This window comes from Kitasatospora sp. NPDC054939 (assembly GCF_053610105.1).
This window is the reverse complement of record NZ_JBSGXP010000061.1, coordinates 1-18,059: the sequence shown is the minus strand read 5'-3', so window position 1 is coordinate 18,059 and position 18,059 is coordinate 1. Positions and strand designations below refer to the sequence as shown.

At 74.8% G+C, this 18,059-nt stretch carries 11 protein-coding genes and 1 pseudogene; 3 read left to right on the top strand and 9 right to left on the bottom strand.

The window, feature by feature from the left end:
- Positions 1–28: 28 nt before the first annotated feature.
- The 8 genes from ACWGB8_RS19070 to ACWGB8_RS19035 all read right to left on the bottom strand — a co-directional run bounded on the left by ACWGB8_RS19070 (position 29) and on the right by ACWGB8_RS19035 (position 10,154).
- The gene (locus ACWGB8_RS19070; protein ID WP_452214670.1) at positions 29–1,330 is read right to left on the bottom strand and encodes an MFS transporter; all 1,302 of its coding nucleotides are present in this window, start codon (positions 1,328–1,330) and stop codon (positions 29–31) included.
- A 125-nt stretch (positions 1,331–1,455) separates the two neighbouring features.
- A complete protein-coding gene (locus ACWGB8_RS19065) occupies positions 1,456–2,478 on the bottom strand; it encodes an N-acetylglucosamine kinase (RefSeq protein ID WP_452214669.1) in 1,023 nt (340 codons plus the stop codon).
- 177 nt (positions 2,479–2,655) lie between these two features.
- The gene (locus ACWGB8_RS19060) at positions 2,656–3,990 is read right to left on the bottom strand and encodes a 6-phospho-beta-glucosidase (protein WP_452214668.1); all 1,335 of its coding nucleotides are present in this window, start codon (positions 3,988–3,990) and stop codon (positions 2,656–2,658) included.
- Positions 3,990–4,904 carry a carbohydrate ABC transporter permease gene (locus ACWGB8_RS19055; RefSeq protein WP_452214667.1) on the bottom strand — a complete coding sequence of 305 codons (915 nt, stop codon included), beginning with the start codon at positions 4,902–4,904 and terminating at the stop codon, positions 3,990–3,992. Before ACWGB8_RS19055 ends, ACWGB8_RS19060 begins: the two co-directional genes overlap by 1 nt.
- Before the next feature lie 21 nt (positions 4,905–4,925).
- Positions 4,926–5,927: a carbohydrate ABC transporter permease gene (locus tag ACWGB8_RS19050; protein ID WP_452214666.1), complete on the bottom strand. Its 1,002-nt coding sequence runs from the start codon at positions 5,925–5,927 to the stop codon at positions 4,926–4,928.
- A 31-nt stretch (positions 5,928–5,958) separates the two neighbouring features.
- Entirely contained in the window at positions 5,959–7,314 is a 1,356-nt protein-coding gene (locus ACWGB8_RS19045; protein WP_452214665.1) for an ABC transporter substrate-binding protein, read from the bottom strand.
- Positions 7,315–7,523: 209 nt separating this feature from the next.
- The gene (locus tag ACWGB8_RS19040; RefSeq protein ID WP_452214664.1) at positions 7,524–8,714 is read right to left on the bottom strand and encodes an ROK family transcriptional regulator; all 1,191 of its coding nucleotides are present in this window, start codon (positions 8,712–8,714) and stop codon (positions 7,524–7,526) included.
- Positions 8,715–8,936: 222 nt separating this feature from the next.
- On the bottom strand, positions 8,937–10,154 hold the full coding sequence (locus tag ACWGB8_RS19035) for a mechanosensitive ion channel family protein (protein ID WP_452214663.1): 1,218 nt from the start codon (positions 10,152–10,154) through the stop codon (positions 8,937–8,939).
- Positions 10,155–10,614: 460 nt separating this feature from the next.
- Between ACWGB8_RS19035 and ACWGB8_RS19030 the strand changes: the two are divergent.
- Positions 10,615–11,124, top strand: a pseudogene (locus ACWGB8_RS19030) (HNH endonuclease); the annotation flags it as partial.
- 250 nt (positions 11,125–11,374) lie between these two features.
- Here ACWGB8_RS19030 and ACWGB8_RS19025 read toward each other — a convergent pair.
- On the bottom strand, positions 11,375–15,262 hold the full coding sequence (locus ACWGB8_RS19025) for a beta-N-acetylglucosaminidase domain-containing protein (protein WP_452214662.1): 3,888 nt from the start codon (positions 15,260–15,262) through the stop codon (positions 11,375–11,377).
- Positions 15,263–15,608: 346 nt separating this feature from the next.
- Here ACWGB8_RS19025 and malQ point away from each other — a divergent pair, with 346 nt between their 5' ends.
- Together malQ and ACWGB8_RS19015 are read left to right on the top strand one after the other, a co-directional pair.
- Positions 15,609–17,795, top strand: a complete 2,187-nt coding sequence (gene malQ, locus ACWGB8_RS19020) for a 4-alpha-glucanotransferase (RefSeq protein WP_452214661.1) — start codon at positions 15,609–15,611, stop codon at positions 17,793–17,795.
- Between the two features lie 10 nt (positions 17,796–17,805).
- Complete coding sequence (locus tag ACWGB8_RS19015; protein WP_452214660.1) at positions 17,806–18,033, top strand: hypothetical protein; 228 nt, start codon at positions 17,806–17,808, stop codon at positions 18,031–18,033.
- The last annotated feature ends 26 nt before the right edge of the window (positions 18,034–18,059 follow it).

Below are 18,059 nucleotides of genomic sequence, written 5' to 3'. Positions count from 1 at the left end.
GCGTGTCCCCCGTCGGTGTCGCGCGATTCTATGCGTCGGCCCGTGCCGTGTCGGTGGGCACGAGTGCGGTGGCGGCCAGGGGGAAGGCGAGGGTGAGGGCGTAGGCCCAGGTGTAGCCGTGGGTGGCGATGACGGCGCCCATGGCGGGGGCGGTGGCGGCGGCGAGGGCGTTCTGGGTGCTGACGTGGATGCCGAGGGCGCGGCCGGCCCAGGAGGTGCCGGCGTACTCGGCGACGGCGGTGAACGAGAGGCCGTTGGTGCTGACGGTGACGATGCCGGCGGCGAGCAGGGCGGCGGTGGCGGCGGCCGACCGGGTGAGCGTGCCGAGGACGAGGGCGGCGAGGACGGCTGCGGTGGCGAGGGTGAGGAGGCGCATCGGGCGGGTGCGGCTGCCGGCGAGGTCGCTCCAGCGTCCGGCGGCCAGGCGGGCGCCCGCGCCGACGGCCGAGACCCCGGCGAGCAGCCAGCCGGCGGTCTGCGGGACCCAGCCGTGTTCGTCGACGAGGAAGACGAGGGCGTACACCGCGACGGTGAACTGCGGGACGACGAGCAGGGTGGCCGCCGCGTGCAGCCGCCACAGCACGGGGGTCCGGTACGGGGAGCCGCTGCGTTCGGCGAGGTCGGCGGGCGGCCGGGCGGGGTCGCGGACGAGGGCGGCGACCAGCAGGGCGGCGAGCAGGCCGAGCACGCCGAGGACGGTGAGCGCGGCGCCCCGGCCGTGCGCGGCGAGCGGGGGGATCAGCAGGGCGGCCAGCACGATGCCCAGCGGGAGCGAGGTCTGGCGCAGGCCCATGGCGAACCCGCGTTCGCGGGCCGGGAACCAGCCGAGGATCAGCCGCCCGCTGGAGGCGTGCACGGACGCCCCGGCGGCGCCGGCGAGGACGAAGCAGGAGCCGAGGGCGACGGCGCCGTGCACCCGGGTGGAGGCGAGGACGACCAGGGCGCCGAGGCCGAGGCCGGAGGCGATCACCCAGCGTTCGCCCCACCGGTCGGCCGCGGCGCCCCAGGCGGTCACGGTGAGCACCAGTCCGGCGATGGGGCAGGCGGCGAGCAGGCCGGCGCTGCTCAGCGGGAGGCCTTCGTCGCGCAGGGCGGGGATGAGGTAGGGCACGCCGTTCTGGAAGGCGGAGGCGGCGATCATGGCGGTCATCCCGACGGCGAGGATCAGCCAGCGCCGCCGGTCGGCCGGTTCGTCCGGCCCGGGTCCCCTGCCCTGCTCCCGGCCCTGCTTCCGCCGCTGTCCCTGTCCGTGCCCCTGCCCCTGCTCCTGCTCCTGTCCCCGTCCCTGCTCCGGCTCCTGCGCCGCCTGGTCGGTCCGCACTGCGTCCATGGGCAGCAACTGAAGCGGATCCGCCCGCCCGGCGACAGGTCCGCCCGCCTGCTGGACCACGGCACCATTCCCCGTCACGGCGCCATTCCCCGGCCGGGCCCCGTACCCGTACCCGTGCGCGCCCGTCAGCCCACCGGCGCCCCCGCGGGGTCGTACGCGGCGCGCAGCCGCCGCTGGGCCTCCGGGCCGGCGCCGAGGTGGTCGAGGCCGAGCAGGGCGGCGCCGAGGACGGGGGGTGCGGTGACGACGCGGGGTTCGGCGAGCGGGGCGGCGTCGGCGAGGCGGGCGGTGACGTTGTCGAGCAGCAGGGGCTGCCGGGCGGCGAGCACGCCGCCGCCGAGGACGACGGGGGTGGGGGTGCCGAGCAGGTCGAGCCGGGTGAGGGCGACGACGGCGAGCCGGGTGATCTCGTCGGCCTGCCGGTCGACGAGGGCGAGCGCGGTGGCGTCGCCGGCGGTGGCGACGGCGAACAGCACCCGGACGATCTCGTGCAGCCGGTCCGGGTCGAGCCGGCCGAGGTGCACGGCCTCGGCGACGGCGGAGGCGCTGGGCAGGCCGAAGTGGGCGGCGATGGCCTCGGCGAGGGCGGTGGCCGGGCCGCGGCCGTCCTCGGCACGGACGGCGTGCCACATGCTGTGGCCGGCCAGGCCGGCGCCGCCGCCCCAGTCGCCGGTGAGCAGGCCGAGGGCGGGGAAGCGGGCGGTGCGGCCGTCGGGCAGCAGGCCGACGCAGTTGATGCCGGCGCCGCAGACCACGGCGACGCCGCACGGCCCGTCGGTGCCGGCCCGCAGCAGGCCGAAGGTGTCGTTGGCGACGGTGCTGCGGGCGCCCCACGGGTGGGTTTCGAGCGCGGCGCGCAGGGCCTCCTCCTCGACCGGGAGGTCGGCGTTGGCGAGGCAGGCGCTGACGTGGCCGGTGAGCGGTGCGGGGCCGCCGGTGGCCAGGCCGGCCCGGGCGGCGGCGGCCTCGACGAGCGGGGCGAGGCCGGCGACGGCGGCGGCGCCGCCGATCCGCTGGGGGGCGAAGCCGCCGCCGCGGGCGCTGCCGCGGACGGTGCCGTCGGCGCCGATGAGGGCGACGTCGGTCTTGGAGTTCCCCGCGTCGATGGCGAGGACGCCGTGCAGGAGGGGTTCGGGCTGGTGGGTCATCAGGTCCCCGGACTCGTACGTGGCCCGGCCGTCGTCCCGGCCGGGGTGGCCGGCCCGCCGGTTCCGGTCGGACGCGGCGGGCTCGGCCGGAGGGGCTGTCCCCCAGGGCGTGCCGAAGGAGCGGGCCCGGGCGGGTCCGACGGTCCGCGCGCCCCGGCGGGATCCGTCGGGCACGCCTCAGGCCCAGGCGAGGTGCTCGCGGTTGTGGGCGAGCAGCCGGTCGGTGAGCTGCTCGGCGTGTTCGAACTGGCCGACCAGCGGGTGGGCGAGCAGGGCGTCGAAGACCCGGGCGCGGCCGCCGCGCAGGGCGGCGTCGAGGGCGAGGTGCTCGTACGCGGTGACGGCGGCGATCAGGCCGGCGTACAGCGGCTCGACGGGGCGCTGGGGGAGCGGGCGGACGCCGGCGGCGTCGACCTCGGCGGGCACCTCGATGACGGCGTCGTCGGGCAGGAAGGGCAGGACGCCGTCGTTGCGGGTGTTGACGACCTGGACGGAGGTGCCGCCGCCGGTGCCGAGCAGGGCGGCGATCAGTTGGACGGCGGCCTCGGAGTAGAACGCGCCGCCGCGCTCGGCGAGCAGGTCGGGCTTGGTGTCGAGGGCGGGGTCGGCGTACAGCTCCAGCAGTCGCCGTTCGATCGCGGCGACCTCGGCGGCCCGGGAGCCCTTGGCCTTCAGCTCCTCGACGACCGCGTCGTGCTGGTAGAAGTAGCGCAGGTAGTAGGAGGGCACGACGCCGAGCCGCTGGACGAGGCGCTGCGGCAGGTGGAGGTCGTCGGCGATCTCCCGGCCGAAGCCGGCCAGCAGTTCGGGCAGCACCTCCCGGCCGGTGGCGGCGCCGGGGGCGTCGAGCAGGGTGACGCCGCGCTCCCAGGTGAGGTGGTTGAGGCCGACGTGGTCGAGCCGGATGCGTTCCGGGTCGACGCCGAGGTGTCCGGCGAAGCGCCGCTGGAAGCCGATGGCGACGTTGCAGAGGCCGACGGCCTTGTGGCCGGCGGTCTGCAGGGCGCGGGTGACGATGCCGACGGGGTTGGTGAAGTCGACGATCCAGGCGTCGGGGTTGGCCCGGCGGACCTGTTCGGCGATGTCGAGGACGACCGGGACGGTCCGCAGCGCCTTGGCGAGTCCGCCCGCGCCGGTGGTCTCCTGGCCGACGCAGCCGCATTCCAGCGGCCAGGTCTCGTCCTGGTTGCGGGCGGCCTGTCCGCCGACCCGCAGCTGCAGCAGGACGGCGTCGGCACCGTCGACGCCCGCGGCGATGCCGGTGGCGGTGGTGACGGTGGCGCCGTGGCCCTGCTTGGCGAAGATCCGCCGGGCGAGTCCGGCGATCAGCTCCAGCCGGTCGGCGGCGGGGTCGACGAGGACCAGTTCGCCGATCGGCAGGGTGTCGCGGAGCCGGGCGAAGCCGTCGATCAGCTCGGGGGTGTAGGTGGATCCGCCGCCGACGATGGCCAGCTTGAGCGGGGAGGGGCCCGCGGTGGTGGACTGCCGGGCGGAGGACTTCGGTGCGGACATCAGCCCTTGACCCCTGTCAGTGTCACGCCTTCGATGAAGGCCTTCTGGGCGAAGAAGAAGAGGAGGATCACCGGGGCCATCACCAGCAGGGTGGCGGCCATGGTGAGGTTCCAGTTGGTGTGGTGGGCGCTCTTGAAGGAGGCGAGGCCGTAGGAGAGCGTCCAGGCGTCGGGGTTCTCGCTGGCGTAGATCTGCGGGCCGAAGTAGTCGTTCCAGCAGTAGAAGAACTGGAACAGCGCGACGGCGGCGACGGCCGGCTTGGCCATCGGCAGGACGACCCGGAGCAGGGTGCGCAGTTCGCCGCAGCCGTCGATCCGGGCGGCCTCCAGGTACTCCTTGGGGATCGTGAGCAGGAACTGCCGCAGCAGGAAGATGGCGAAGGCGTCGCCGAAGGCCATCGGGATGATCAGCGGCCAGAGCGTGCCGCTGAGGTCCAGCTGCTTCGACCAGAACAGGTACATCGGGATGACGGTGACCTGCGGCGGCAGCATCATCATCGAGATGACGGCCATCAGGGCGAGGTTGCGGCCGCGGAAGCGGAACTTGGCGAGCGCGTACGCCACCGGCAGGCTGGAGACGACGGTCAGGACGGTGCCGAGGCCCGCGTAGAGCAGGGTGTTGCGCCACCAGGTCAGGAAGTTCGGGGTCTCCCAGACCTCGGCGTAGTTGCCCCACTCCCAGGAGGTGGGCCAGTAGTCGGTGGTGAGCGCCTGGCCGTCGGTCATCACCGAGGTGAGGAAGGCGAAGACGAAGGGCAGCAGGAAGAACAGCGCGGCGGCGACGGCCAGCGAGTGGACGGCGACCCAGTTCAGCAGGGCGCGCCGGCGGGCGGCCCGGGCGGCGGCGGTGCGCACGGTCGGCGCGGTCCGGGCCGGCGGGGTCTTCGCGGGGGGCAGGGTGGGGCTGAGTGTCATGACGGGGTCCTCACTGGTTCGCTAGTCGTCGCTCGCCATGAAGCCGGACTTGCGGCGCAGCAGGAGAGAGGTGACGGCCATCGCGATGGCGAACAGGACGAGGGCGACGACGCAGGCGGAGCCGGTGTCGAAGCGCTGGAAGCCGAGGTTGTAGACCATCTGCGGCAGGGTCCAGGTGGAGCCCTGGGGGTAGCCGGGTTCGAAGGTCTGGCCGGAGTTGCCGGCGATGCCGCTGGCGACCTTCCCGGCGACGATCGCCTGCGTGTAGTACTGCATGGTCTGGATGACGCCGGTGACCACCGCGAACATGATGATCGGCGAGATGTTCGGCAGGGTGACGTACCGGAAGCGCTGGAACGGGCCGGCCCCGTCGAGTTCGGCCGCCTCGTACTGCTCCTTGGGGACGTCCAGCAGCGAGGCCATGAAGATGACCATCAGGTCGCCGATGCCCCACAGGGCGAGCATGGTGAGGGCGGGCTTGGACCAGTCGGGGTCGGAGAACCAGCCGGGCTGCGGCAGGCCGATCTCGCCGAGGAAGTGGTTGACCGGGCCGGTGCCGGGGTTGAGCAGGAAGGCGAAGGCGACGGTGGCGGCCACCGGCGGTGCCAGGTAGGGCAGGTAGAACGCGGTGCGGAAGAAGCCGGTGCCGGTCTTGATCCGGGTGATCAGCAGGCCGATGCCGAGTCCGAACGCGACCCGCGTGGCGACCATGAAGACGATCAGCCAGAGGGTGTTGCGCAGGCCCTGCCAGAAGAACGCGTAGTCGTTGAAGACGTAGTTCCAGTTCTTCAGGCCCGAGAAGGTGGGGGCCGTGAACCCGTCGTACTGCATGAAGGAGAAGTAGACGGTGGAGATCAGCGGGTAGGCGAAGAAGACGCCGAAGCCGATCAGCCAGGGGGAGAGGAAGGCGAGGGTGCGGGCCGCCTGCCGGCGGCGCTTCCGGCGCAGCAGGTGCTGCTGCGCGGAGGGCGCCGCCGGTCCGGTCGGTCCGGTGCCCCTGCGGGTGCCGAACGCGAGTGCCATGGGGAGCTCCGAGGGTGCCGGTCGGTGTCGCCTACTTCGCCTGGGCGATGTCGGCGTCGATCTGCTTGGCGGCGTCGGCGAGGCCCTTGGCGATGTCGGTGACCTTGCCGGCCTCGAAGTCGTAGCCGAGGTTCTGCAGCGTCGTCTGGTAGGCGCCGCCGTTGATGCTGGCGGGGGTGGTGTTGGAGTCCTTGTGCTTCGCGATGTCGAGGAAGGTCTTGAAGTTGGGGTCGCTGACCAGCTTCGGCGAGTTGAGCGCGTCGAAGGTGCTGGGCACGTTGCGGATGGCGTTGGCGAAGCCGACGACCGCGTCGGTGTCGGTGGTCAGGTACTTGATGAGCTGCCAGGCGGCGGTCTGCTTCTTGCTGGTGCGGGCGAGGCCGATGACGGTACCGCTCTGGTAGCCGCGGCCGTAGCTGTCCTTCTGGTCGTCCGGCACCGGGAACGGCGCGGTGGCCCACTCGAAGGCCGGCTTGTCGGCGGCGAGGAAGGCGGTGCGCCACTCGCCGTCCATCGCCATGGCGACCTGGCCGGTGTGGAAGGGGTTCTTGGTGGAGAACTCCTCGCCGAGGGTGGAGCGGAACTTCTCCAGCTTCTCGAAGCCGCCGAGCTTCTCGACCAGGCCCTTCTGCCAGGTGTACAGCGCCGCGAACTTGGGGTCGGCGGCGACGTTGGACTTGCCGTCGGGGGTGAAGTACGCGGGGCCGTACTGGCCGAGGTAGTGGCCGACGGTGGTCTCGTAGCCGTGGTAGTTCGGCATGAAGCCGAGCTGCTTGAAGCCGTCGCCCTCGACGATGGTCAGCTTGGCGGCGGCCTCGGCGAACTCGCTGAAGGTCTTCGGCGGCCCGGCGATGCCCGCGGCGGCGAACGCGGTCTTGTTGTAGTACAGGCCGAAGGCGTCGGTGAGCAGCGGCAGGGTGCACTGGTTGCCCTGGAACTGCGTGTAGTTGAGCACCGTGGCCGGGAAGGTCTTGGCCGGGTCGATCCGGTCCTTCTCCAGGAAGGGCTTCAGGTCGGCGAAGGCCTTGGACGAGCAGAACTTGCCCACGTTGTCGGTGGAGAAGGAGGAGACGACGTCCGGGGCGTCGTCGCCGCCGGCCCGCAGGGCCTGGTTGATCTTGTCGTCGGTGATGGCGGAGACCGTCTTCACCTTGATGTTCGGGTGTGCCTTCTGGAAGGCGGCGATGTTCGCCTCGATCGCCTTGACCTCGGACTCCTGGCTCCAGCCGTGCCAGAAGGTGATGGTGACGTCCTTGCCACTGGCCGAGTCGTCCGAGCCGCCCGAGCTGTTGGTGCCGGTGCAGGCGGTGGCGAGCAGGGCGAGGACGGCGCTGCCGGTGACGGCGGCGAGCGTACGGCGGCCTCTGCGGGAGGTGGTGGAGTGCACTTCGAGGTCCTCCTGGGGGTGCGCGGGCAGGCGTCATTGCCTCGGGTCCCGCGTTCGGGGGGTTGGGAGACGTGCGGTACGGCGCGGTGCGGTGCCGGGTGGTGCGCGGTGTTCGGTGCCGGGTGGTGCGCGGTGCGGTGCAGGAGTCGGGGAGCGGTGCCGGGTCCGGGCGGTGCCGGAGTCGGGCGGTGCAGGGGTCGGCGGTCGGGTCAGTGGGTGGAGAAGACCGCCTCGCGGGCGGCGGCCAGGGCGCGTTGCAGGGCGCCGAGCAGCACGGGCGAGCCGGGCAGGGCGCTGCTGCGGACCTCGGGGCGGGCGATGGAGATCCGGGCGAGCTCGTCCTCGACGAGCACGCGCAGCCGTTCGCCGCCCGCGGTCGGGACGCCGCCGGAGACCACCACCAGCTGGGGGTCGACGACGGAGACGATGACGGCCAGTCCGACGGCGAGCCGGCCGGCGAGTTCGGCGAGGAAGTCGTCGCCGGCGCCCGGGGTCTCCAGGGCCAGGGCGACGGACGCCTCGGCGGTGGGGGCGGCGAGCCCGTGCTCGCGGGCCAGGGAGCGGACGGCCGGTGCGCCTACCAGTTCCTGGAAGCCCCCGCTGTTGCGCCGCCGGACGTCGGAGCGGACCGGCGAACCGGGCACCGGCATGTAGCCGACCTCCCCGGCGCCGCCGGTGAACCCGCGGTGCAGCCGTCCGGCGATCACGATCGCGGCGCCGGTGCCCTCGCCGGCCCAGAGCAGGACGAAGTCCTCGCAGCCCAGGGCCGCGCCCGAGGCCTGCTCCGCGACGGCCGCCAGGTTGACGTCGTTCTCGATCGAGACCGGGGCCGCGACCGCCTCGGACAGCTCCTGCACCAGCCGCGGCGAGTGCCAGCCGGGCAGGTGGGAGGCGTAGCGCAGCTTGCCGGTGACGGGGTCGGGCGCCCCGCCGACGCCGATGACCACGGCGCGCAGGCTGTCCTCGGCGAGTCCGGCCCGGGCGACCGTGCCGCGGACCTCCTCGGCGACCCGGGCGGCGGTCCCGGCGGCCGGCCAGCCCTTGGTGGGGGCGGTGTGCTCGGCCAGGGTGCGCCCGGTGATGTCGGCGACCGCGATCCGTACGCAGCTGTTGGTGACGTCCAGGCCGGCGACGTGACCGGCGGCCGGGTTCACCTGGTACAGCTGCGCGTTGGGGCCGGGGCGGCCGGCCGCGGTGCCGACCGGCAGGACCAGTCCGGCCGCTTCCAGCCGGGCGAGCAGCTGGGAGGCGGTGGGCTTGGACAGGCCGGTCAGGGTGCCGATCTGGGTCCGGGAGAGCGGTCCGTTCTCCAGCAGCAGTTCGAGGGCGGCGCGGTCGTTGATCGCCCGCAGCAGGCTGGGGGAGCCGGCGAGGGGGGTCTTCGCGCTGGTTCTGCTCATGCGGTAGATCCTCCTCCCCGAACTGTTAGGAAACTTTCCAGTCCTTCCGGAAACAGGACCGTACGGGCCCTGTCGGGAGGGTGTCAATGGGCGTTCCTGCGGTGGATGCCGAAGCGTTACCCGGGCCCCCGCCCCCCTCGCCCGCCCGGCCCCCGGACGTGCGAGGGCCCCGCCCCCGGGGAGGGGACGGGGCCCGTGCGCACTTCCCTGCGGCCGCCGCCGCTACGGCAGCTTGGGGCTGTCGTCCGCGGGCTTCACCGGAGCCGGTATCGGCGCCGCGGCCAGCGAGCGCGCGGAGGTCGGGTCGGCCAGCGCGGACGGCGGACCGGCGTCCGCGCCCGGGGCCGGGGCGGCCGCGCCCGCCGTGGCCAGCACCACCGCGGCGGCCGTCGCCGCGCCCGCCGCCGCGGCGACGGGGGCCACCGGCGCGTCCTCCTTGACCTTGATCCCGGCCGCGTCGAAGGCGTCCTTGATCCGCTGCCGCAGCGCCCGCGCAACCTTCAGCGACTTGCCCGGTGCGGTGCGGGCCTCCACCCGCAGGACCACCGAGTCGACGGCCACCGAGTCCACCCCGAGCACCGTCACCGGCTCCCAGACCAGCTCGTCGAACGGCGCCTCCTTGGCCAGCGCCTCCGCCGCCTCGTGGATCAGCTCCTCGACCCGGACCAGGTCCTCCTTGTAGCCGACCTGGACGTCCACCGTGGCGGTCGCCCAGCCCTGGCTCATGTTGGCGATCCGCTTCACCTCGCCGTTGCGGATGTACCAGATCTCGCCGTTGGCCCCGCGCAGCTTGGTGACCCGCAGGCCGACCTCCAGCACGGTGCCGGTGGCGACGCCGGTGTCGATCTCGTCGCCGACGCCGTACTGGTCCTCCATGATCATGAAGACCCCGGAGAGGAAGTCCGTCACCAGGTTGCGGGCGCCGAAACCGATCGCCACACCGGCCACACCGGCGCTCGCCAGCAGCGGCGCGAGGTTCACCCCGAGTGCCGAGAGCACCATCAGCGCGGCCGTGCCGAGGATGGTGAACGAGGCCACGCTGCGCAGCACCGAGCCGATCGCCTCGGAGCGCTGCCGGCGGCGCTCGGTGTTCACCACCCCGGTGTTGGCCAGCAGCCCGCCGATCCGGCCGGGCTCGTCGGAGTCGTGCTCGGCCGGCTTGGTCATCCGGCTTATCAGCTGCGTGATCAGTTTGCGCACCACCGCGCGCAGGACCAGCGCCAGCACGATGATGAAGACGATCCGGATCCCGCCGGCCACCCACTCCTGCCAGTGCGAGTCCAGCCAGCTGGCGGCCTGCTTGGTGGAGTCGGTGACCTCCTCCGCGCTGGTGGGGATTCTCAGGTCCAGCTGCGGCAGGGAGGGTCCCGTCGGGGTGGAGGACGGACTCGGCGTCGAAACGGCGTCGGCCAGGGGACCGGCGGCACCGGACCAGGACACGGGCGGGACCTTCCTGCAGGGAGCGTGGCGCGGTCCGCGGCCACCGGGGTCCGGACCGTCCGGCCCAGCCTAAGGCCTGTCCGCGGGAGCGCCGTACCTGGTCGGACGCCCCGTCAACGCCCCCGACCGCCCCCCGGCCGCCCCTCCCGCACCCGCGACCGCCCCCGCGGACCGGCCCGGCCGCGGCCGCTGCGGTGCTGCTCCGTCCGGTGGAGCGGGCCCCGCCCCGGCCAGCCGGGCCGCCGCGGCGGCCGCCCACCGGGGTGCAACCCGTCCCCCACCCGGGCATACGGGATATGACGGAAGCCACACCCGGAAGTTCACTTCGGCTCCGTTACACAGGAGTGGTGGCGCCGTACAAAGGCGTAAGGCGACACTGGGGGAGATCACGCACCCGTTGCGTGGTCCAACCGCTCGTCCCGGCGCGAGCCACGCGCCGCAGGCGTCCAAGGAGGCATCCGTGCCGCATGTCCTGGTCCTCAACGCGTCGTACGAGCCACTCGGCGTCGTATCGATGCGCCGCGCACTCATCCTGGTCCTCAACCACAAGGCGGTCAGCCTGGAGGACTCCGGAGTCGTACTGCACAGCGCCACCAGCGCCCTTCCGGCGCCGTCCGTCGTCCGCCTGACCCGCTTCGTCCGGGTCCCGTTCTGCGGGCCCGTCCCGCTCACCCGGCGGGCGCTCTTCGCCCGCGACCACGGCCGCTGCGTCTACTGCGGGGCCGCCGCCACCAGCGTCGACCACGTCATCCCGCGCAGCAGGGGAGGCCAGCACCGGTGGGACAACGTGGTGGCGGCCTGCCGCCGCTGCAACCACACCAAGGCCGACCGTCACCTCACCGAACTCGGCTGGCGGATGAAGCGCCCGCCCGCCCCGCCGTCCGGCCTCGCCTGGCGGATCATCGGCACCGGCATCCGGGACCCGCGCTGGCGGCCCTACCTGGAGCCGTACGGCGGTGCCGACCAGCTGCGCGCCCCGCAGTGGGGCGAGTACGAGCACCACGACCATACCGACACCGGCCGTCCCGCACCGCTCGGCCGGGCCCACGGCCCCGGCCACCCCGCCCCCGTCCGCCGCGGCGAGCAGCCCGAACCGCTCTCCGCCTGACCCCGACACACAAGGGCCTGCCAGTCCGCACCCGGTACGCCTCATGGGCCGCCGGCGCCCCCGCAGCAGGGGACGCCGGCGGCCCGCCGTCCGTCGGGCGGCGGGCCGGCCGTCAGGGCTGCGGCACGGCCGGCGGGACGGCCTGGGTGCCGCCCGCGGCGGGCGTTGTCGGGGTCGTCGCCGGGGTGACCGCGTACAGCTCGATGCCGTAGATCGAGTAGCCGTACTTGGTGGCCCGGGCCACGCCCTGCACCCGCAGGTACTTGGCGCCCGGCGCGTCGAAGCGCACCGTCTCGTGCCCGCCCCGGCCGTCGTCCACGGTGGCGACGGTCGTCCAGCTGACGCCGTCCGCCGACGCCTGGATCCGGTACGCCGCGGCGTACGCGGACTGCCAGTGCACCACCGCCGAACCCAGGTGGGTGGCCTTGGGCAGCTCCAGCTGCACCCAGGCGTCGTCCTCGGCCCGCGAGGACCAGCGGGTCTTCGGGTCGCCGTCGGCCACCGCCGAGGCCGGGAAGGTCGGCGTCTCGTCGCCCGAGGAGGTGACCTTCGCGGTCGTCGCGAGGTCGGGTCCGCCGGTCGGCGGCACGACGTGCACCTGCAGCACCTGCTTCACGGTCGTCGAGCCCGCCACGAACAGCACCGGCACCTGGTACGTCCCGGTCGGCGTCCCGGGAGCCGCACTGACCAGCAACGGAACGCCCACCTTGCCGCCGCGCGGCACGGTCGCCCCGGAGGCCGGGACGACGGTCAGGCCCTTGGCGACCGTCGGCACCTCGGTGCGCAGCTCGCCGCCCACCCCGTCCGGGCGGACCGCCTCGACGACCGCCTTGGTCTGCACCGGTGCGGCGGCGCCGATCACCGCGTCCACCGTGGCGTCGGAGAGGCTGAGCCGGGCGACCGGGGTGTCCGCGTACCAGGGCACCACCTGGTTGACCACGGGCGGCTCCCCGCCCGGGTGCCAGGCCAGCCGGATCGCCCCCGCGGGCAGCCCGCCCGCCGGCAGCTCGTTGTAGCCGGGCTGGACGGTGCCGATCTCGGCCCAGCTGCCGTCCGAGCGGCGCACCGAGACGGTCGCGGTGGCCCGGACGCGCGGGTCGGTGAGCACGGTCAGGCGGTCCAGCGGGCGGTCCACGCCCAGCTCGACGGTCAGCGGCTCGTCCGCGGCGGTCGGCGCGGTCGCCGCCCGGTACGCGGTGTCCGGGTTGCCGTCCAGCACCGCGGCGGCCGAGGAGCCGGGTGCCGCGGCAGGGCCGCCGCTCACACTGCTCGGCGTCTCGTCGGGCGCGGTGACGGTGAACTCGCGCACCGCGACGGCGGTCTTCTGCGCCGCCGTGGCCCGCAGCCGCACCGCCCGCACCACCGTGCCGGCCGGCAGCTGCGCGGTGACCGACTTCTGGTGGCGGACGTCGGCCAGCTTCTTCCAGCCGCCCGCGCCGGTGGTGTACTCCAGCACGCCTTCGCGGATGTAGTCGTCCACCGCGCTGGCGCCGTCCGGGCCGTTGCCCCACGAGCCCATCAGCACGGTCACCGAGCCGACCGGCCGACCGCCGCCGAGGTCCAGGCCGACCGAGTCGCCGGGCTGCGGCGGCCCCGAGCTCCAGTAGAAGGTATCGGCGGCGCCGTCCGTCATCAGGGCCGGCAGGTGGTCGTGCGCGGTGCCCATCGAGGTGGTCGCGGTGGCACCGCCGCCCGCCACCCCCGCCCAGGTGTCGGCGGCCTTCGCCGCGCGCTCCAGGAACGGGCCGAGCACCCCGGCGCCGACCGTGGCCGGGCTCTGCTCGACCTGATCGCGCAGCTTGCCCAGCTCCATCCGGGCCTTCCAGGCCGCGTCGCCGTCGCCGCCGCGCTGCGCCAGCAGCATGTCCAGGGCGGCCTGCCCGGCCAGGCCGTGGCCGCGCAGTGCGTTCAGCCAGGGGGCCGCCTCGGCGGCCAGCGGGGCGGTCGCCCGGTCGGCGGCCAGGGTCTGCTGGGCGGTGGCCATCGCGGCGAACGCCTCCCGCAGCGGGGCCGCCGCCTCTATCAGCTTCGCGAGGTCCGGGGTGGTGCCGCCGGTCGGCTCGACGGTCGCCCAGAAGCGGTCCAGCAGCGGGGTCAGGTAGCCGGACTCCTGCTTGGCCAGCGGGGAGGACGAGCTGTTCCCGGCCAGCGCGGTCACCGCGGCCATCGCCGCCCCGGAGCCGCTGCCGCCGGTGGGCCCGGCCAGCGAGCGCAGCGCGGCCTGCCAGGACTCCTCCGCCCGGTAGCCGACCGGGTTCCAGGCGAAGTCGCCGGCCGTGGCCAGCGCGATCCGGGAGGCCACCGGCTGCTGCATCGCGCCGGTCAGCATCACCGCGGACCGGGTCGCCACCTCCGGGTCGCGCCCGGTGTACGCCCCGAGGAACAGCCGGTCCGGGGTGGCGTCGTTCACCGGGTAGTTGTCCATGGTGACCAGCGGGTGCCCGTACAGCGCGCCGGTCTCCGCGGTCTGCGCCGCGGTGATCCGCTCCGGGATCACCGCGGAGCCGCTCCACGCGACCTGTACCTCCTTCGGCAGCGCGCCCGCGAGCGCCTGCCGGTACGGGGTGGAGCCCTGCTTGTGCGCCTCCGTCGGCAGCACCGACAGCGGCGCGAGGTCCGGGTGCTTGGCGATCAGCCGCGCCTGCACCTTGCCCACCAGCTCGGCCTGCGCCTTGGCGGCGGCGGCCGGGCCGTTGCCGTACTTCGACCGGTCGCCGTCGCAGTGCCACTCGTCGTACGACACGTCCAGGAACTGCAGCTGGAACGCCGTGAAGCCGAGCTGCCGCAGCCCGTCCAGCTTGGCGATCAGCGCGTCGGCGTCCTTGCCGGAGCTGAAGCAGAACGACTGGCCCGGGTCGATCGCGTACCCGAGGGTGATGTGGTTCGCCCGGGCGCGGTCGCCCAGCGCCCGCAGGTCGGCCGCCCGCTCGGCCGGGTAGGCGTTGCGCCAGCGGGAGAGCCGGTACGGGTCGTCACCGGGCGCGTAGAGGTAGAAGTTCTGCTTGGTGCGGCCCAGGAAGTCCAGCTGCTCCAGCCGCTGCGCCCGGGTCCACGGCGTGCCGTAGAACGCCTCTGCGGTGCCGCGCAGCGCGGCCCCCGTCGGCCAGTCCCGCAGGGTGATCCCGGGCAGCCCGAGGCCCGCCTCGGCGCCCTGCCCGGCCGCCTGCTGCCCCTGCCCCGCCGGGACGGCGGCCAGCAGCTGGCGCAGGCTCTGCGCCGCGTAGAAGGTGCCCGTCGCGTCGGTGCCCGCCAGCACCACCACGCCGTACGTGCCGCCGCCGGCCGCCGGCAGCTGGCCCGCCGACAGCACGTAGCCGCCGGACGGCAGCCCGGCGGGCGAGGGCGCGGAGGACTCCGTGCCGCCGGCCGCCACGGCCAGGTCGCGCAGCACCCGCTCCACCGTGCCGTCGGAGCCCTCGGCGGGCCCGCCGATGTACACCACCAGCTCACCGGCGGCGGGCGAGGCCGCCTCGGCGCGCGGCACCAGGGAGTCGGCGCCGGCCACCGTCAGGACCTCGCGCACCGCGTCCACCGCGCCGTTGTCCGCCTTCGGCGCCGTCACCAGCGTCACGGCGCCGGGCACGGTGACGGCCCGGCCGCCCACCCGCTGTTCCTGCGGGCGCGGGAACACCTGCGGATCGCTCACACTGCCCAGCGGCGTCTGCGGCGCACTGCTCACCACCTCGGGCCCCGGGGCCGTCGGGTACGCGTACGCGGGCGCCCCGGCCGTCAGCAGCCCGCCGACCACGGCCGCCGCCGACAGCGTCGCCGCGAGCCGCAGGGTGCGGGACGGCGCGCCGCCGGGCCGGGCGGCAGCCGCCCGCTCGGCGCGCACCGAGGCCAGCAGCGGGGGAGTCCCCTTCAGGTCGGCGATCAGCCGGTCCGCCGCCCTGGGCGCCAGCTGTCGTGCCGTACGGGCCGTCGCCCGCCGTGCGGCGATCGCGGCCGGATGCTGCAGCACCTCGCGCAGGGCCGGGCTCTGATCCAGCTGCAGCCTCAATCGCCGACCGGCGGCCACGGACACTCGGGCTTGCACAGGAGCCTCCTCGCCAGGCCTGGAACCACATCGCCGCCAAAGCCCACCAGTTGGGTTCCCCGGTGTCAACGTCGCCGACCGTGATGCCGACTTTGTCCGTAATGCCTGCCGGGGGGTCGCGTTGACGCCCGTGCAGGAACCGCGAAGACCCGCTCACGCCGCCGCCCCCGGGCCGCCACAACCCCCGGCCGGCTCGCGGGCGGGGGAAGCCCGGCCGACCTGGACGTGTCGCGCCGGGTCACCGGGGCGTCACCCGGGTAGGACTGTGGCTGTCTTCGTTGGGCGTCGCCGAGTAGCGCAGGAGCCGCGGATGGCCGCTTACCTCGATCGGGATGGAGCTGGGAGCCGGCAGGAGGGGGTGCCGGCGGAGGACGCCTCGCCGCCGCCGCCCGAACTGCTGGCGTTGGCGCAGGCGTACGGGGTGGAGGGGACGTACGAGCCTGGGGCGCGGACGCTGGTCGCGGTGCTCGGTGCGATGGGGGTGGCGGCGGGGACGCCGGAGGCGGTGCGCGAGTCGCTGGAGCGCCACCGGGCCGAGGTGGCGGGCCGGTTGCTGCCGCCGTGCGTGGTGGTGCGGGCCGGGCGGCGGACGGCGCTGGACGTGCCGGGCGACGCCAAGGTGTGGATCGACCTGGAGGACGGCGGCCGGTGGGACCTCCCGCAGGGCCGTTCGCACTGGCTCCCCGGCGACCTGCCGCTGGGCCGCCACCGGCTGCACGCCACGACCGGCGGCCGGGAGGCGGCCGCGCACCTGGTCGTCGCCCCGGAGGTGCTGCCGCAACTGCCGGGCCGCAGCTGGGGTTTCCTCGCGCAGCTGTACAGCGTGCTGTCGGACCGCTCCTGGGGCATGGGCGACCTGGGGGACCTCGCCGAGCTGGCGCAGTGGGCGGGGGCGGGCCTGGGCGCCGGGTTCGTCCAGCTGAACCCGCTGCACGCGGCGCTGCCGGGGGCGCCCACCGACCCCTCGCCGTACCGGCCGTCCTCGCGCCGGTTCGCCGATCCGGTGCACCTGCGGATCGAGGCCGTCCCCGAGTACGGCTACCTGACGGCCGGGCAGCGCCGCGAGGTGGACGCGCTGGCGGAGCGGGCCGGGCGGCTGCGCGCGGAGGTGCTGGGCCACGACGGCCTGATCGACCGGGACGCGGTCTGGGAGCTGAAGCGCCAGGCGCTGACGGTGCTGCACGGGGTGCCGCGGGGGGCCGGCCGGGAGGCCGCCTACCGGGCGTTCGCCGCCGCCGAGGGCGAGTGGCTGGAGCGGTACGCCCTGTGGAACGCGCTCGCCGAGGAGCACGGCGGCGACTGGCACACCTGGCCGAAGGGCCTGCGCCACCCGGCCGACCCGCATGTGACGCTGGCCGCCGGCCGGCTGGCCGGGCGGGTGGAGTTCCACCGCTGGCTGGCCTGGCAGGTCGAGCAGCAGCTCGCCGGTGCGCAGCGGGCGGCCCGGACGGCGGGCATGCCGGTCGGGCTGATCCACGACCTGGCGGTGGGCGTGCACCCGGACGGTGCGGACGCCTGGGCGCTGCAGGACGTGCTGGCCGCCGGCATCTCGGTGGGCGCCCCGCCGGACGCCTTCAACGCGCACGGCCAGGACTGGGGCCTGCCGCCGTGGCGCCCGGACGCGCTGGCCGCGGCCGGCTACGCCCCGTTCGCGGAGCTGCTGCGGTCGGCGGCCCGGCATGCGGGGGCGGTCCGGATCGACCACGTGATGGGCCTGTTCCGGCTCTGGTGGGTGCCGGTCGGGCACGCGCCCACCGAGGGCGCGTACGTGCGGTACGACGCGGAGGCGATGCTCGGTGTGCTGGCGCTGGAGGCGCACCGGGCGGGGACGGCGGTGATCGGCGAGGACCTCGGGACGGTGGAGCCGGGGGTGCGGGAGGAGCTGGCGGCGCGCGGCGTCCTCGGCACCTCGGTGCTCTGGTTCGAACGGGACTGGGAGGACCGCGACGGGCACGGTCGGGCGCGGATCCTGGCGCCGGACCGCTGGCGGACGAAGAGCCTGGCCACGCTGACCACCCACGACCTGCCCAGTACCGCCGCCCGGCTGTCGGGCGAGCACGTGGAGCTGCGGCACCGGCTGGGCCTGCTGGCCCGTCCGCTGGGCGAGGAGCAGGCGGAGGCGGCGGCGGAGCTGGCGGACTGGCGGGCCGAGCTGGTCCGGCTGGGGCTGCTGGCGGAGGGCGGGGAGCCGACCGCGGAGGTGCTGTACCGGTTCCTGCTGCGCACGCCCGCCGAGCTGGTCGGGGTCTGGCTGCCGGACCTGGTGGGCGATCCGCGCCCGCAGAACCTGCCCGGCACCTGGGACCAGTACCCGAACTGGCGGCTGCCGGTGGCGGACGGCGCGGGCGTTCCGGTGACCCTGGACGCGGTGGCGGCCGCCCCGGCCGCGGCGGCGCTGGCCGAGGCCCTGGACGGCATCCGGGGCGGCCCGCACGGCGCCGGCCCGGGTGCCCGGAAGGCCGACCCCGGCGCGCGGGCCGGGGTAAGCGACGGGTAAGTTGGGCAGCGTGGACAAGAGGAACGCTTTGCGCGCCGGTGCGGTCACCGCAACGGCCACGCTGATGATGCTGCTGTCGTCGCCTGCCATGGCCCTGACCAGGGACGACGGCGACCAACCGGGTGGCGGCCTGAGCGTCGCCGAGACCATCGGTCTGTTCGTGGTGATCCCGATCGCGTCCTTCGTGATCATCGCGGCCCTCGCCGCCCTGCCGTACGGCAGCAAGGGCAAGAAGTAGCGGCGCGCCCACACCCCGTGCAACCC

What these genes read in the sequence shown, in the direction of transcription:
- ACWGB8_RS19070 (WP_452214670.1), bottom strand. Translation starts at nt 1,330, where the DNA reads ATGGACGCAGTGCGGACCGACCAGGCGGCGCAGGAGCCGGAGCAGGGA.
- ACWGB8_RS19065 (WP_452214669.1), bottom strand. Translation starts at nt 2,478, where the DNA reads ATGACCCACCAGCCCGAACCCCTCCTGCACGGCGTCCTCGCCATCGAC.
- ACWGB8_RS19060 (WP_452214668.1), bottom strand. Translation starts at nt 3,990, where the DNA reads ATGTCCGCACCGAAGTCCTCCGCCCGGCAGTCCACCACCGCGGGCCCC.
- ACWGB8_RS19055 (WP_452214667.1), bottom strand. Translation starts at nt 4,904, where the DNA reads ATGACACTCAGCCCCACCCTGCCCCCCGCGAAGACCCCGCCGGCCCGG.
- ACWGB8_RS19050 (WP_452214666.1), bottom strand. Translation starts at nt 5,927, where the DNA reads ATGGCACTCGCGTTCGGCACCCGCAGGGGCACCGGACCGACCGGACCG.
- ACWGB8_RS19040 (WP_452214664.1), bottom strand. Translation starts at nt 8,714, where the DNA reads ATGAGCAGAACCAGCGCGAAGACCCCCCTCGCCGGCTCCCCCAGCCTG.
- malQ (WP_452214661.1), top strand. Translation starts at nt 15,609, where the DNA reads ATGGCCGCTTACCTCGATCGGGATGGAGCTGGGAGCCGGCAGGAGGGG.